This window comes from Pseudomonas sp. 8(2025), from assembly GCF_052665325.1.
In genome coordinates this window covers 254,200-269,734 of record NZ_JBQOIE010000002.1, presented here as the reverse complement: position 1 = coordinate 269,734, position 15,535 = coordinate 254,200, and the positions used below count along the sequence as shown (strand labels likewise).

The 15,535-nt window shown below is 63.2% G+C and carries 9 protein-coding genes; 5 read left to right on the top strand and 4 right to left on the bottom strand.

From position 1 onward, the window contains the following. The first annotated feature begins 78 nt into the window (after nt 1–78). The 3 genes from eutH (at nt 79) to ACUXVH_RS05090 (ending at nt 2,647) form a co-directional block, all read left to right on the top strand. Complete coding sequence (gene eutH / locus ACUXVH_RS05100) at nt 79–1,314, top strand: ethanolamine utilization protein EutH (RefSeq protein WP_011058876.1); 1,236 nt, start codon at nt 79–81, stop codon at nt 1,312–1,314. Between the two features lie 36 nt (nt 1,315–1,350). Continuing rightward, the gene (locus ACUXVH_RS05095; protein WP_065364863.1) at nt 1,351–1,707 is read left to right on the top strand and encodes a DUF1937 family protein; all 357 of its coding nucleotides are present in this window, start codon (nt 1,351–1,353) and stop codon (nt 1,705–1,707) included. 103 nt (nt 1,708–1,810) lie between these two features. Next, nucleotides 1,811–2,647 (top strand): 23S rRNA (adenine(2030)-N(6))-methyltransferase RlmJ, encoded by an 837-nt coding sequence (locus ACUXVH_RS05090; protein WP_011058878.1) that lies wholly within the window; start codon nt 1,811–1,813, stop codon nt 2,645–2,647. 62 nt (nt 2,648–2,709) lie between these two features. Here the strand turns inward: ACUXVH_RS05090 and msrA are convergent, their stop codons facing one another. From msrA to aceE, 4 genes are all read right to left on the bottom strand, one after another. Next, nucleotides 2,710–3,357: a peptide-methionine (S)-S-oxide reductase MsrA gene (gene msrA / locus ACUXVH_RS05085; protein WP_065364864.1), complete on the bottom strand. Its 648-nt coding sequence runs from the start codon at nt 3,355–3,357 to the stop codon at nt 2,710–2,712. Nucleotides 3,358–3,431: 74 nt separating this feature from the next. Further along, entirely contained in the window at nt 3,432–6,125 is a 2,694-nt protein-coding gene (locus ACUXVH_RS05080; protein ID WP_011058880.1) for a sensor domain-containing phosphodiesterase, read from the bottom strand. Between the two features lie 311 nt (nt 6,126–6,436). Next, a complete protein-coding gene (gene aceF, locus ACUXVH_RS05075) occupies nt 6,437–8,386 on the bottom strand; it encodes a dihydrolipoyllysine-residue acetyltransferase (RefSeq protein WP_011058881.1) in 1,950 nt (649 codons plus the stop codon). Nucleotides 8,387–8,397: 11 nt separating this feature from the next. Next, nucleotides 8,398–11,043 carry a pyruvate dehydrogenase (acetyl-transferring), homodimeric type gene (gene aceE / locus ACUXVH_RS05070; RefSeq protein WP_011058882.1) on the bottom strand — a complete coding sequence of 882 codons (2,646 nt, stop codon included), beginning with the start codon at nt 11,041–11,043 and terminating at the stop codon, nt 8,398–8,400. 383 nt (nt 11,044–11,426) lie between these two features. Here aceE and glnE point away from each other — a divergent pair, with 383 nt between their 5' ends. Then, complete coding sequence (gene glnE, locus ACUXVH_RS05065; RefSeq protein WP_019093029.1) at nt 11,427–14,366, top strand: bifunctional [glutamate--ammonia ligase]-adenylyl-L-tyrosine phosphorylase/[glutamate--ammonia-ligase] adenylyltransferase; 2,940 nt, start codon at nt 11,427–11,429, stop codon at nt 14,364–14,366. A gap of 134 nt (nt 14,367–14,500) precedes the next feature. Beyond that, a complete protein-coding gene (gene waaF / locus ACUXVH_RS05060; protein ID WP_053148729.1) occupies nt 14,501–15,535 on the top strand; it encodes a lipopolysaccharide heptosyltransferase II in 1,035 nt (344 codons plus the stop codon).

Below are 15,535 nucleotides of genomic sequence, written 5' to 3'. Positions count from 1 at the left end.
GAGTGACCAGAGCTGGCCTCGACAAGAACTTCCCCGGCGGGGGAAACCTATAAATGACGCTCAGAGAGATGAACCCACATGGCTGAATTTGGAAACTACGTCATTTACCTGATCATGCTCGGCGCCGTGATCGGCGCCCTGTCATCCATCATCAAGCCCGAGAGCGGGCTGGGTAAGGAGTTCGTCAACGGTATCCACTCCATCGGCCCGGTGTTCCTGGCCCAGGCCGGGATCATGGTGGCGATTCCCTACCTGTCCCAGGGCATTTCCCACGCCCTGGGGCCGTTCTTCAACGCCCTGGGTTCGGATGTCTCCATCGCGGCGCTGTCGATCATTGCCGTGGATATGGGCGGCTACCAGTTGGCCAACGCCCTGACCGCCAACCGTGACCTGTGGATCACCGCGATGCTGGTGGGCTACACCTCCGGGGCGACCATCGTCTACCTGATCCCGGTGGGCCTGACCATGCTCGAGCGCAAGGACCACAAGTACCTGGCCCTGGGTGCCATGGCCGGGCTGATCAGCATTCCGTTCGCGGTGCTGATGTCGCTGCTGATCATCACCGCTACCCACCTGCCGGTGCGGGACATCGTTTCCACCAACTCCGAGGCGCTGTACTACCTGTCCCTGGGCTTCGTCGACATGCTCAAGCTGCTGGCGCCGCTGTTCGTGTTCTGCTTCCTGCTGGCGGCGGGGCTGCGCTACCGGCCGCAGATGATGGTCAGGGGCTTCCTGGTGTTCGGCAAGATCATGGACGCGGCGATCAAGCTGATCCTGGCCCTGAGCATCGTCGAGCACTTCACCAAGTTCTTCAGCATCAACTTCGGCGGCTGGGGCTTCGACCCGATGTTCGCCGACGAAAAGGAGCTGTTCCGGGCGATCGAGATCGCCGGCTACATCGGCATCATGCTCGCCGGTACCTTCCCCATCTGCTACCTGTTCCAGCGCTACTGCAAGAAGCCCATGGAGCTGCTGGGACGCCATCTGAACCTGTCCAGCACCGGTGCCGCGGGGTTCATCATGGTGTTTGCCAACATCATCGCCACCTTCCACCTGTTCAAGCACATGACCGCCCGCGACAAGGTGCTGTGCGTGGCCCTGGGGGTCTGCGCCCAGGCACTGATCGGCGACCACCTGGCCTTCACTGCGAACTTCCAGCCAAGCCTGATCCTGCCGATTCTGCTCGGCAAACTGTTTGGCGGCCTGCTGGCGGTGGCGATCGCCATCCGCATCTCGGTGCCGGCCGCCCAGCGCTATGAGCTGCAAGAGCAGGAACAGGCGGCCGCCTTTGCCCTGCAACCTGCGCGGGCCTGACGGCCCGCATCACCTATCCCTGAAATCGAGGTAACGATGCGCAAGATTTTCCTGGCCTGCCCCTACAGCCATTCCGAGCCGGCCGTCATCAACGAGCGTTTTCTCCAATGCAACCAGGTCGCGGCGCAGATACTGGAAGCCGGCCATGCGGTGTTCAGCCAGGTGAGCATGTCCCACCCGATCAACCTGTGCCTGGCGGGCAAGGACAATGCCGCCATCGGCAAGCTCTGGGCGCCGGTGGATTCGCTGTACATGGCGATGATGGAGGAACTGATCGTGCTCGACCTGCCGGGCTGGAAGGACAGTGGCGGGATCAAGCGCGAGATCGAGGTGTTCGAAACGTCCGGGCGGCGGGTCAGCCTGTGGTCGCAAGTCAGCCACGAGTTCGTCTGAGCGCCTCCCCGTGCCCGTCGTCGCCTGCGTCGGGTACGGCCCGGCTCTGAACTGACGACAGCCTGCGCACAGGGTAAACTTGCCCCCCTGCGCAGGAGCAACCATGAACTATCGTCACGCCTTCCACGCCGGCAATCACGCCGACGTCTTCAAACACCTGACCCTGACCCGCCTCATCGCCCTGATGTCGCGCAAGGAGCAGCCGTTCGCCTACCTCGACAGCCACGCCGGTATCGGCCTGTATGACCTCAAGGGCGACCAGGCCACGCGCACCGGCGAGTACCTGGAAGGCATCGCCCGCCTGTGGGGCGACGAGGACCTGCCGGCGCTGACCGCCGATTACATGCAGGTGCTGCACAAGATGAACCCCGATGGCGAGTTGCGTTACTACCCGGGCTCGCCGGAACTGGCTCGGCGCCTGACCCGTTCCCAGGATCGGGTGCTGCTCAACGAGAAACACCCGGAAGACGGCCTGCTGCTCAAGGACAACATGAAGGGTGACCGGCGGGTAGCGGTGCACCTGGGCGAGGGCTGGCACGTGGCCCGGGCCCTGCTGCCGGTGGCGGAAAAACGCGCGGTGATGCTCATCGACCCGCCTTTCGAGCAACTGGACGAGATGCAGCGCTGTGCGGCCTCGCTGAAGGAAGCCATTGGCCGCATGCGCCAGACCGTGGCGGCCATCTGGTACCCGGTCAAGGACCAGCGCGCCCTGCGACGCTTCTATCAGGACCTGGCCGGTACCGGTGCGCCGAAGCTGCTGCGGGTGGAGTTGCTGGTGCATCCGCTGGATACGCCCAACAGCCTCAACGGTTCGGGCCTGGCGATCGCCAACCCGCCTTGGGGCCTGGAAGAGGAGTTGCGCGAGCTGCTGCCCTGGCTGTCGAAGAAGCTGGGCCAGACCCAGGGCGGCTGGCAGATGGACTGGTTGATCGCAGAGTAAGGGGTCGCTGGCCAGCCAGCTCCTGCGGAAGGTTGCAGGAGCCGGCTGGCCGGCCCAAGGACTCAGATCGGGCAGGTCACGCCGGTGCCGCCGATCCCGCAATAGCCTTCAGGGTTCTTCGCCAGGTACTGCTGGTGGTAAGCCTCGGCGAAGTACACGGTCGGCGCTTCTTCGATTTCCGTGGTGATGGTGCCCAGGCCGGCCTTGGTCAGCTCCGCCTGGAACACGTCCCTGCTGTGCAGCGCCTGCTCCAGCTGGGTCGGATTGGTGGCGTAGATCACCGAGCGGTACTGGGTGCCGATGTCATTGCCCTGGCGCATGCCCTGGGTCGGGTTATGCAGTTCCCAGAACATCGCCAGCAATTCCTTGTAGCTGACCTTTTCCGGCTCGTACACCACCAGCACCACTTCGGTATGCCCGGTCAGGCCCGAGCAGACTTCTTCGTAGGTCGGGTTCGGGGTGAAGCCGCCGGCATAACCCACGCACGTGCTGAACACGCCTTCGCGCTGCCAGAATCGCCGTTCGGCACCCCAGAAACAGCCCAGGCCGAAGATGGCGAAATCCACATTGCCCGGAAACGGGCCCAGCAGCGGGTTGCCGTTGACGTAGTGTTCGGCAGGTAGGGTCATGGGGGTTTCACGGCCAGGCAGAGCTTGTTCTTTGGTTGGAAGCACGTTTTTGTTCACCAGAATTTCCGAGCGCAAGACCATGTTGCAGTCCTCCAGTCAGGTTGGGGAGTCAGTCAGTCGATAGACACGCAGTTTGCCCGAGTGTTACAGCGCTGTCAGGCAATTGGGCCACGAGGATAACGCTTGAGCTTGGCAATCAGCTCGGAGCCGGGAATCGGCCGGTCGAACAGGTAGCCCTGGCCCACGTCGCAGCGATGGCGGCGCAGGAAGGCCAGTTGCTCGGCGGTCTCGATGCCTTCGGCGACCACCTTGATCTTCAGGTTGTGGGCCATGGCGATCACCGCAGAGGTGATTTCCATGTCGTCCTGGTTGTCGGGGATCTCGTGGATGAAGCTGCGATCGATCTTGATGATATCGATGGGGAATTTCTTCAGGTAACTCAGGGACGAATAGCCGGTGCCGAAGTCGTCCATGGCCAGGGTCAGGCCGAGTTTTTTCAGTTGTTCCAGCTGCTGGTGGGTGTCGTCGGTGGCTTCCAGCAGCAGGCCCTCTGTCAGCTCAAGCTCCAGCAGCGAGGAGGGCAGTTGTTCTTCCTTGAGGATGCTGGCGATGGAGGCCACCAGGTCCGGGTCGGAAAACTGCTTGGGCGACAGGTTGATGGCCACGTGCAGGTTGCCCATGCCGGCGGCGGTCAGTTGCTTGCTCATGCGGCAGGCCTGGCGGGCGATCCACTTGCCGATGGGGATGATCAGGCCGGTTTCTTCCGCCACGCTGATGAACTGGTCGGGGCGGATCATGCCCTTTTCCGGATGGTTCCAGCGCAGCAGCGCCTCCATGCCCAGCAGGCGGCCGCTGCGCAGGCACAGCTTGGGCTGGTAGAACACGTCCAGCTCGTTCTGGGTCAGGGCGCGGCGCAGGTTGTTCTCGACGAACAGTTTGTAGCTGGCCTCGGCGTTCAGCGCCTCGGTGAACACCTGCACCTGGTGCTTGCCGTTGGCCTTGGCCTTGTGCAGGGCCAGGCCGGCGTTGCGCATCAGGGTCTGCGGGTCACGGCCGTGCAGCGGCGCACTGGCCAGGCCCACGGAGCCGGTGACGCTGATCAACTGGTTGTCGACGAACATCGGCTTGTCCAGGGTCATCAGCAACTGGCTGGCGATCTGTTGCCCGGTTTCCAGGTCGGTGTTGTCCAGCAGCACGGCGAATTCGTTGCTGGCGAAGCGCGCCAGGCTGCCGCTGGGGCTCAGGCTGTTGCGCAGGCGCCGGGCCAGGCTGATCAGCAGTTTGTCGCCGGTCTGGTGGCCGAGGCTGTCGTTGATCCGCTTGAAATTGTCGATGTCCACCAGCAGCAGGCTGATCGGGGTATCGCTGTCTCGGGCAAAGCGTTCATCGAGGTTGCGGATGAAGGCGGGGCGGTTGCCCAGGTTGGTCAGGTTGTCGGTGTAGGCCAGGCGCTCGATGCGCTGCTGGGCGAGCTTGGTCTGGGTGATGTCTTCGTAGATGCCGATGTAGTGGGTCAGCTCGCGGTTGTCGCCATACACCTTGGAGATAGACAGCTGGCCCCAGTAAGGCTCCAGGTTCTTGCGCCGGCTCTTGAACTCGCCCTGCCAGCTGTTGCTCTTGGCCAGGCTGGACGGAGCGTCGAACAGCAGCTCGCTGAGGTTTTCCAGGGCCGGCAGTTCGGACAGGCGGTGGCCATGGACCTCTTCGGTGCTGTATTGGGTGATCGCCGTGAAGCTGGGGTTGACGTACTCCACCACGCCGTCGCAATTGACCAGCAGGAAGGCGTTGGCGCTCTGTTCCACGGCGCGCTGGAACAGGTGCAGGGCGCTGGTGGCGGCCCGCCGGTTGTGATTGTTGATGACCTGGGCGAACTGGTCTGCCAGTTCGCCGGCGAAGGCGATCTCGTCGGACTGCCAGGCCCGGGTCATGCCGGTCTGTTCCAGGCACAGTACGCCGACGACCTGGCCGTCGATGCGGATGCTGGCGTCGAGCATGGCGTTGACGTCCCGCGGGCGCAGGCTCTCGGCCATCTCCCGGGTTCGCGGGTCGCGCATGGCGTTTTGCGCGTCGATGGCGCGGCAGCTGTGCAGGGCTTCCAGGTAGTCGGGAAAGCTGCTGGCGTCGATGGACTCCGGCATGCGGTATTCCTGGGGGCCGCGGTGATAGGCAGCAATCGGCACCAGTTGCTGGTCTTCCAGGTTCCAGATGCTGGCGCAGTCGATCTGGTAGATGTCGCAGGCGCTGCGGGTAATCAGTTCGGCAGCTTCCTTCAACGAATTGCCGGTGCTGTAGCGCTGGCGGGTCAGGAGCAGGATCAAATCCTGCTGCGCACGCACCCTTTCCAGGTGCTGCAATTGCTCCTGCTGGGCCCGCTGGTTGAGTTCCAGGGCGATCTGCAGGCGGGTGTTCTGGGTTTCCAGATCCAGTGCCGGCAGCGCCGAAGCATCGCTGAACAGCCCTTCGACCACCAACAGGTAGCCGCGCAGCAGGTGCCGGTTGTGCTGTTTGTAGGCTTCGCCCAGCTCGAGGATGCTCAAGGGCCCCTGGGCGGTGTGCAGGGTATAGCGGATCAGGTAATGGGAGCTGTTGCTCAGTTGCTGCTGGATGGTGTCGTGCAACTGATAGCGGGCTTCGGGCTCCATCAGGCTGGCATAGGGCGAGCCGACCAGGGCGCAGAGTTCGACGGCGGGCAGGCCGAACTGGCGTTCGCAATTGGGATCGAGAAACAGCAGCGCCCAGCTCGCTTCATTCAGCCGTTCGAAACGCAACATGCCGAGCCGCGAGGGCACAGGCAACTGCGTCACTACCTCGGCCGCCATACGGCTGGCGGCATCGGGTTGGCTTTTCATGGGGAAACTCGCTTCGAAATTGCTGATCGCGCCGGGCTCACGCCCTCTTTACTGTTGCCTGCGGCAAGGTTGCATCATGGCGCATCGACTGACAAGTAAGATGAAGGCTAAGTGCTATAAACCTGTATCGGCAGGCAGAAGGATTTCTGCAAAGTAACTTTTTTGCTGTTTGGCGTCGTGCACTGACGGGCAATTGGCGACGTTTTTCTGGCAAAAAAAGCCCCGCCAAATTGACGGGGTTGAGGTACGAGCGTGGCGCTCGGAAAGCGTGCGCTACCGGCCCGCCCATGACAGGAGGGCCGGTACGCGGGTTACAGCAGAATGGTGCGGATGTCCGCCAGCAGGTCGCTCAGGCGCTTGGTGAAGCGTGCGGCGGCCGCGCCGTTGATCACACGGTGATCGTAGGACAGGGACAGTGGCAGCATCAGTTTCGGCTGGAAGGCCTTGCCGTCCCAGACTGGCTGGATGGTGGCCTTGGAAACACCGAGGATCGCCACTTCCGGCGCGTTGACGATCGGCGTGAAACCGGTGCCGCCAATGTGCCCGAGGCTGGAGATGGTGAAGCAGGCGCCTTGCATCTCGTCCGCGGAGAGCTTCTTGGTGCGGGCTTTTTCCGCCAGGGAAGCCGCCTCGGCCGCCAGTTGCAGCAGGCTCTTCTGGTCGACGTTCTTGATCACCGGTACCAGCAGGCCATCCGGAGTGTCCACGGCGAAGCCGATGTTCACGTACTTCTTGCGGATGATCGCCTTGCCGCTTGGCGCCAGGGAGCTGTTGAAGTCCGGCAGTTCCTTGAGCAGGTGGGCACAGGACTTGAGCAGCAGCGGCAGGATGGTCAGCTTGACGCCGGCCTTCTCGGCCACGGCCTTCTGTGCAACGCGGAAAGCTTCCAGCTCGGTGATGTCGGCCGAGTCGAATTGAGTCACGTGTGGCACGTTCAGCCAGCTGCGGTGCAGGTTGGCGGCGCCGGCCTGCATCAGGCGGGTCATCGGCACTTCTTCGATTTCACCGAAGCGGCTGAAGTCCACGACCGGAATCGGCGGGATGCCCGCGCCACCGGTTGCGCCGCCAGCAGCTGGCGCTTCCTTGGCCTTCTGCATCATGGCCTTGACGTAGACCTGCACGTCTTCTTTCAGGATGCGACCGTGTGGGCCGCTGGCGCCGACAGCGCTCAGCTCGACGCCGAATTCACGGGCCAGTTGACGCACAGCCGGGCCGGCGTGAACTTTCGCGCCTGGCTTGGCAGGTGCGGCGGCCGGGGCGGCAGCAGGTGCAGCGGCAGCCGGGGCAGCAGCGGCGGCTGGAGCCGGAGCGCTTGGCGCCGCAGCCGGAGCCGGGGCAGCAGCAGGCGCTGCGCCTTTGACTTTCAGCTTGAGGATCAGATCGCCGGTGCCGACTTCGTCGTCCAGCTTGATGGAAACGCTTTCCACCACGCCAGCGGCAGGCGATGGAATTTCCATGCTCGCCTTGTCGGATTCCAGGGTAATCAGCGACTGGTCGGCTTCAACGCTGTCGCCAGCCTTGACCAGCACCTCGATGATCTTGGCCTTGCCGGCCGAACCGATGTCCGGAACGTGGATGTCCTGAACACTGTCAGCCACTGGAGCAGCCGGGGCTGCTGCAGGAGCAGGCGCAGCGGCAGCGGCCGGAGCAGCAGCCTGGGCCGGAGCGGCAGCAGGAGCCGCAGCACCCGCCACTTCCAGGTCCAGGATCAGGTCGCCGGTGCCGACTTCGTCGTTGAGCTTGACGCTGATGGCCTTGACCACGCCAGCGGCAGGCGACGGGATTTCCATGCTTGCCTTGTCGGATTCCAGGGTGATCAGCGATTGATCAGCCTCGACCTTGTCGCCGACCTTGACCTGGATCTCGATGATCTGGGCCTTGCCCGACGAACCGATGTCCGGCACGTGCACTTGCTGAACCGAAGCGGCAGCAGGGGCTGCGGCTGGGGCTGACGCTGCGGCAGGAGCAGCAGCCGGTTTGGCTTCAGCTTTTGCCGCAGGAGCAGCCGCCGGGGCCGCAGCAGCGGCGCCCTCGACTTCCAGTTCGAGCAGTTCGTCGCCTTCTTTCAGACGGTCGCCCAGCTTCACCTTGAGGCTCTTGATGACGCCGGCTTTCGGGGCCGGCACTTCCATGCTGGCCTTGTCCGATTCCAGGGTCAGGATGCTCTGGTCGGCTTCGATACGGTCGCCGACCTTCACAAACAGTTCGATTACTTCACCTTCACCGCTGCCGATGTCAGGTACGCGAATGAGTTCGCTCACAGAAAGTCTCCTCAGCAGTCCAGTGGGTTGCGTTTTTCCGGGTTGATACCGAACTTGGTGATGGCTTCAGCCACGACCTTAGGTTCGATGTCACCACGGTCAGCCAAGGCTTCCAGGGCTGCCAACACCACGAAATGACGGTCTACTTCGAAGAAGTGACGCAGTTTCTTGCGGCTGTCGCTGCGGCCGAAACCGTCGGTGCCCAGGACTTTGAACTCCTTGGATGGGACCCACTGGCGGATCTGTTCGGCGAACAGCTTCATGTAGTCGGTGGAGGCGATGACCGGACCCTTGCGGCCGTTCAGGCACTCTTCGACGTAGCTCAGCTTCGGCTTCTGGCCAGGGTGCAGACGGTTGCTGCGTTCCACGGCCAGGCCGTCGCGGCGCAGTTCGTTGAAGCTGGTCACGCTCCAGACGTCGGCAGCGACGTTGAACTCGTCACGCAGGATCTTCGCGGCTTCGCGAACTTCGCGCAGGATGGTGCCGGAGCCCATCAGTTGCACGTGGTGCGCGGCCTCGCGGGTGTCTTCTTCCAGCAGGTACATGCCCTTGATGATGCCTTCCTCGACACCGGCCGGCATGGCTGGCTGCTGGTAGGACTCGTTCATCACGGTGATGTAGTAGAAGACGTCCTGTTGCTCTTCGGTCATCTTCTTCATGCCGTCCTGGATGATCACCGCCAGCTCGTAGCCGTAGGTCGGATCAAAGGTGCGGCAGTTCGGGATGGTCCCGGCCAGCATGTGGCTGTGACCGTCTTCGTGCTGCAGGCCTTCCCCGTTGAGGGTGGTGCGCCCGGCAGTACCGCCGATCAGGAAGCCGCGGGTACGGCTGTCGCCGGCAGCCCAGGCCAGGTCGCCGATACGCTGGAAGCCGAACATCGAATAGAAGATGTAGAACGGCAGCATTGGCTGGTTGTGGCTGGAGTACGAAGTACCGGCAGCGATGAAGGAGCTCATGGCGCCCGCTTCGTTGATGCCTTCTTCGAGGATCTGGCCCTTCTTGTCTTCGCGGTAGAACATCACCTGGTCTTTATCGACTGGCTCGTAGAGCTGGCCGACGGAGGAGTAGATGCCCAACTGGCGGAACATGCCTTCCATACCGAAGGTGCGGGCTTCGTCCGGGATGATCGGCACGATGCGCTGGCCGATTTCCTTGTCCTTGACCAGTTGCGCGAGGATTCGCACGAAGGCCATGGTGGTGGAGATTTCACGGTCGCCCGAGCCGTCGAGGATGGCCTTGAGGGTATCCAGTGGCGGAGTCGGGACGCTGAAGCTCTTGGCGCGACGCTGCGGCACGAAACCGCCCAGTGCGGCACGACGCTCGCTCAGGTAGCGGGCTTCGGCGCTGCCTTCTTCTGGTTTGAAGAACGGCAGGTTCTCGATGTCGTCGTCTTTCACCGGAATGTCGAAACGGTCGCGGAACAGCTTCAGGCTGTCGACGTCGACTTTCTTGGTGTTGTGCGCGGTGTTCTTCGCTTCGCCGGCGCCGGTGCCATAACCCTTGATGGTCTTGGCCAGGATGACGGTCGGCTGCTCTTTGTGGTTGACCGCCTCGTGGTAGGCCGCATAGACCTTGTACGGGTCATGGCCGCCACGGTTGAGTTTCCAGATCTCGTCGTCGGACAGATCGGCAACCATCGCCTTGAGTTCAGGGGTGTTGAAGAAGTGCTCGCGGACGAACGCGCCGTCCTTGGCCTTGTAGTTCTGGTACTCGCCGTCGATGACTTCGTCCATGCGGCGCTGCAGGATGCCGTCGACGTCCTTGGCCAGCAGTGGGTCCCAGAAACGGCCCCAGACCACCTTGTTGACGTTCCACTGGGCGCCACGGAACACGCCTTCGAGTTCCTGGATGATCTTGCCGTTGCCGCGAACCGGGCCGTCGAGGCGCTGCAGGTTGCAGTTGATGACGAAAATCAGGTTGTCCAGCTTCTCGCGGCCGGCCAGGGAGATCGCGCCCAGGGATTCCGGCTCGTCGCACTCGCCGTCGCCCATGAAGCACCAGACTTTCTGTTTGCCGGCAGGGATGAAGCCACGGGCTTCCAGGTACTTCATGAAGCGCGCCTGGTAGATCGCCTGGATCGGGCCCAGACCCATGGAAACGGTCGGGAACTGCCAGAAGTCAGGCATCAGCCAAGGGTGCGGGTAGGACGACAGGCCATTGCCATCGACTTCCTGGCGGAAGTTGTTCATCTGGTCTTCGGTGATGCGGCCTTCCATGAACGCACGGGCGTAGACGCCAGGCGATGCGTGACCCTGGAAGTAGATCAGGTCGCCGCCGTGTTCGTCGGTCGGGGCCTGGAAGAAGTAGTTGAAGCCGATGTCATACAAGGTGGCGCTGGAGGCGAAGCTGGAGATGTGACCGCCCAGGTCAGAATCTTTCAGGTTCGTACGCATGACCATGGCCAACGCGTTCCAACGTACCAGCGAGCGAATGCGGCGTTCCATGAACAGGTCGCCAGGCATGCGTGCTTCGTGGGTGACGGGAATCGTGTTGCGGTACGGCGTGGTGATGGCGTAGGGCAGTTGCGAGCCGCTGCGGGTCGCGAGTTCGCCCATACGGGTCATCAGATAGTGAGCACGGTCTTCGCCTTCTTTGTCGAGAACCGATTCCAGGGCGTCCAGCCATTCCTGGGTTTCGACGGGATCGAGGTCTTGCATGGCTTGCTCCAGGGCGGAAAGGCTTCCAGAATCGGTTGCCTGAGTTTGCGACTGGCCTTTTGGGCAGACGATTATAAATTCTTGGATTGCCGGAGGTTGATCCAGCGGCGTGTAGTTTTACTACAAATCGTCGGCCATTTCAGCCTTTCGAATGTATATACGAGTAGTAAAACTACAGAAGAGCGGCTTGTGGCCTCCTGCTGCGTTGTGAGAATAATCGTTACTGTTGGTCGATGACTAACGGGAATAGGTAATAAATTAATGCCGGCTGCTAAAAAAAACCTATTTTCAGCTATTTCTAACTTTTGTTCGACAGTCCATCAGGCGGCCTGCCCGCGACATCCGTCCCCGCCCGCATTTTCCACGCCGATCAAGGATAGCCCATGAGCCTGCCCGCGCTTGCCCCCGTCCCCGCGATTCTCTTGCCATTGGTCAGTCGCGCAGAGCAGTCGTTGCGTGGCGCCGTCGCGGCCCTGGAAGGCGATCCCGGGTTGGCCGACTGGAGCGCCGAACGCTGGGCGGAGTTCGCCCGGGTGGGCGCCGCCAGCGACTTTGTCATTGAACAGAGCCTGCGTGACCCTTTGATGTTGCTGGAGCTGGTGCGCAGCGGCGAGCTGGACCGCCCATTCGCGCCTGGGGAGTTGTGCGCGCAAATCGCCGCCGCGGTGCAGGCGGCCGAGAGCGAGGATCAATTGGGGCGCGTGCTGCGGCGCCAGCGCACCCGTCAGCAGGTACGGATCATCTGGCGCGACCTGACCCGCCAGGCGGATCTGGTGCAGACCTGCCGCGACCTTTCCGATCTGGCCGACGCCTGCATCGACCAGGCCTATCAATGGTTGTATCTGCGTCACACCCAGCAGTTCGGCGTGCCCACCGGCGGGCGTAGCGGCGAGCCGCAGCAGATGGTGATCCTCGGCATGGGCAAGCTGGGGGCGGTGGAACTCAACCTGTCGTCGGACATCGACCTGATCTTCGCCTACCCCGAAGGCGGCGAGACCGTCGGCGTCAAGCGGCCCCTGGATAATCAGGAGTTCTTCATTCGCCTCGGGCAGCGCCTGATCAAGGCCCTGGACCCGATGACCGTCGACGGGTTCGTGTTCCGCGTCGACATGCGCCTGCGGCCCTATGGTTCTGCCGGTGCCCTGGTGTTGAGCTTCAATGCGCTGGAGCAGTACTACCAGGATCAGGGGCGCGACTGGGAACGCTACGCCATGATCAAGGCCCGGGTGGTGGCAGGGGATCAGGCCGCCGGTGCGCAGTTGCTGGACATGCTGCGGCCTTTCGTCTATCGCCGTTACCTGGACTTTTCCGCCATCGAGGCGCTGCGCACCATGAAGCAGCTGATCCAGCAGGAAGTCCGGCGCAAGGGCATGGCCGACAATATCAAGCTGGGCTCGGGGGGGATCCGCGAGGTCGAGTTCATCGCCCAGGCTTTCCAGCTGATCCATGGCGGACGCGACCTGAGCCTGCAGCAGCGTCCTCTATTAAAGGTGCTGGGCACTCTGGAAGGGCAGGGCTACCTGCCGCCTGCCGTGATCAGCGAGCTGCGCGAAGGCTATGAGTTCCTGCGCTATACCGAGCACGCGATCCAGGCCATCGCCGATCGCCAGACGCAGATGCTTCCGGACAATCCCCAGGATCAGGCGCGGATCGCCTTCATGCTGGGCTTTGCCGACTGGAACGCCTTCCACGAACAGTTGATGCACTGGCGCGGCCGGGTAGATTGGCACTTCCGTCAGGTCATCGCCGACCCGGATGAGGATGAAGGCGCCGAAAGCGAAGTGGTGGTGGGTGGCGAATGGCTGCCGCTGTGGGAGGAAGCCCAGGACGAGGAGGCCGCCTGCCGCCAGTTGCAGGAGGGTGGCTTCGTCGATGCGCCCAAGGCCCTGCGTGCCCTGGCCGGTCTGCGGGGCAGCCCGCAGCTACGTGCCATGCAGCGCCTGGGGCGCGAACGTCTGGATGCCTTTATTCCGCGGTTGCTGGCCCAGGCGGTGGAGCACGCCAATCCGGACCTGGTGCTGGAGCGAGTGCTGCCGCTGGTGGAAGCCGTGGCGCGGCGCTCGGCCTATCTGGTGCTGCTCACCGAGAACCCGGGGGCTCTACGTCGTCTGCTGACCTTGTGCGCCGCCAGCCCGTGGATCGCCGAGCAGATCACCCGCTTCCCCCTGCTGCTGGATGAACTGCTCAACGAGGGGCGCCTGTTCAAGCCGCCCCTGGCGCCGGAACTGGCTGCCGAGTTGCGCGAGCGCCTGACGCGCATTCCCGAGGATGACCTTGAGCAGCAGATGGAAGCCCTGCGCCACTTCAAGCTGGCCCACCGCCTGCGAGTGGCCGCCTCGGAGATCGCCGGCAGCCTGCCTTTAATGAAAGTCAGCGATTACCTGACCTGGCTCGCCGAAGCGATCCTGGAACAGGTGCTGGCCCTGGCCTGGCGCCAGACGGTGTCCAAGCACGGTGCACCGCTGCGTACCGACGGCACCTTGTGCGACCCGGGCTTCATCATTGTCGGTTACGGCAAGGTCGGCGGCATCGAGCTGGGCCATGGTTCCGACCTGGACCTGGTGTTCATCCATGATGGCGACCCCCAGGCGGAAACCGACGGGCCCAAACCCATAGACGGTGCGCAGTTCTTCACCCGGCTGGGGCAGCGCATCATTCACCTGCTGACCACCCAGACCAACTCCGGCCAGCTCTATGAAGTGGATATGCGCCTGCGGCCTTCCGGCGCTTCGGGGTTGCTGGTGAGTTCCCTGGGGGCCTTTGCCCGCTATCAGGAAAACGAGGCCTGGACCTGGGAGCACCAGGCGCTGGTGCGGGCGCGGGTGCTGGTGGGCAGCCAGGATGTGGGCCAGGCCTTTGAAAAGGTCAGGGCCGCGGTGCTGGGGAAAAAACGCGACCTGCCCAAGCTGCGCCAGGAAGTCAGCGAGATGCGGGCCAAGATGCGCGACAACCTGGGCAGCCGCCTGACCGCCGCCGGAACCGCAGCCAATGCCTTCGAAGCCACGGCGCCGTTCGACCTCAAGCAGGACGCCGGAGGTATCGTCGATATCGAATTTATGGTGCAATACGCGGCCCTGGCGTGGTCCGAAGAGCACCCGTCACTGCTGCGCTATACCGATAACATCCGCATCCTGGAAGGTCTGGAGCAAGTCGGGCTGATGCCCGCGAGCGATGCCAGCCTGCTGCGCGAGGTCTACAAGGCCTACCGTTCCGCGGCTCACCGGCAGGCGTTGCAGAATGAGGCCGGAATCATTACCGGTGATCAATTTGTGACCGAACGACGGGAAGTGTTACGAATTTGGCGTGAGCTGGGGCTAAGCTAAGCGGCCTGAGAAGGCCAACCATGTATTCGGCGGGCCTTGCCGGCTCGCCCAAACTGAACCGGCGGTGAAGGCCGCGGTGCTGGATTCTCGAGGCGGGGAGGCGTATGCCTCCCCGGTTCGTTTATGGAAACCACATGAATATTCTGATCGTTGGGCCCAGTTGGGTCGGTGACATGGTGATGGCGCAGACACTCTTCGAGTGCCTGAAACAGCGTCATCCACAATGCGAGATCGACGTGCTGGCCCCCGAGTGGAGCCGGCCGATCCTCGAACGCATGCCCCAGGTGCGTCGGGCCCTGAGCTTTCCCCTGGGCCATGGCGCCCTGGAACTGGCGACCCGCCGGCGGATCGGCAAGTCCCTGGCTGGCCAGTACGATCAGGCGATCCTGCTGCCCAACTCGCTGAAGTCGGCGCTGGTGCCGTTTTTTGCCGGCATTCCCAAGCGCACCGGCTGGCGCGGCGAGTTCCGCTACGGCCTGCTCAATGACGTGCGCAAGCTCGACAAGGAGCGCTACCCGCTGATGATCGAGCGTTTCATGGCCCTGGCCTATGAGCCGGGGGCCGAGCTGCCCAAGCCTTATCCGCGCCCGAGCCTGCAGATCGATCCGCAAAGCCGGGACGCGGCCCTGGCCAAGTTCGGCCTGAGCCTGGACCGCCCGGTGCTGGCACTGTGCCCGGGGGCGGAGTTCGGCGAAGCCAAGCGCTGGCCGTCCGAGCACTACGCCCAGGTCGCCGAGGCGAAGATCCGCGAAGGCTGGCAGGTCTGGCTGTTCGGCTCGAAGAATGACCATGCTGTGGGCGAAGAGATTCGCGGGCGGCTGATTCCCGGCCTGCGCGAGGAATCGAGCAACCTCAGTGGCGAAACGTCCCTGGCCGAGGCCATCGATCTGCTGTCCTGCGCCGACTCGGTGGTGTCCAACGATTCCGGCTTGATGCACGTGGCTGCGGCGCTCAATCGCCCGCTGGTGGCGGTGTACGGCTCCACTTCGCCGGGCTTCACCCCGCCCCTGGCCGATCGGGTCGAGGTAGTACGGCTGGGGATCGAATGCAGCCCGTGCTTTGACCGCACCTGCCGCTTCGGCCATTACAACTGCCTGCGCCAGTTGTTGCCGCAGCCGGTGAACGAAGCCCTGCAGCGGTTGCAGGGCACCGTGGTCGAGGTTCAATAA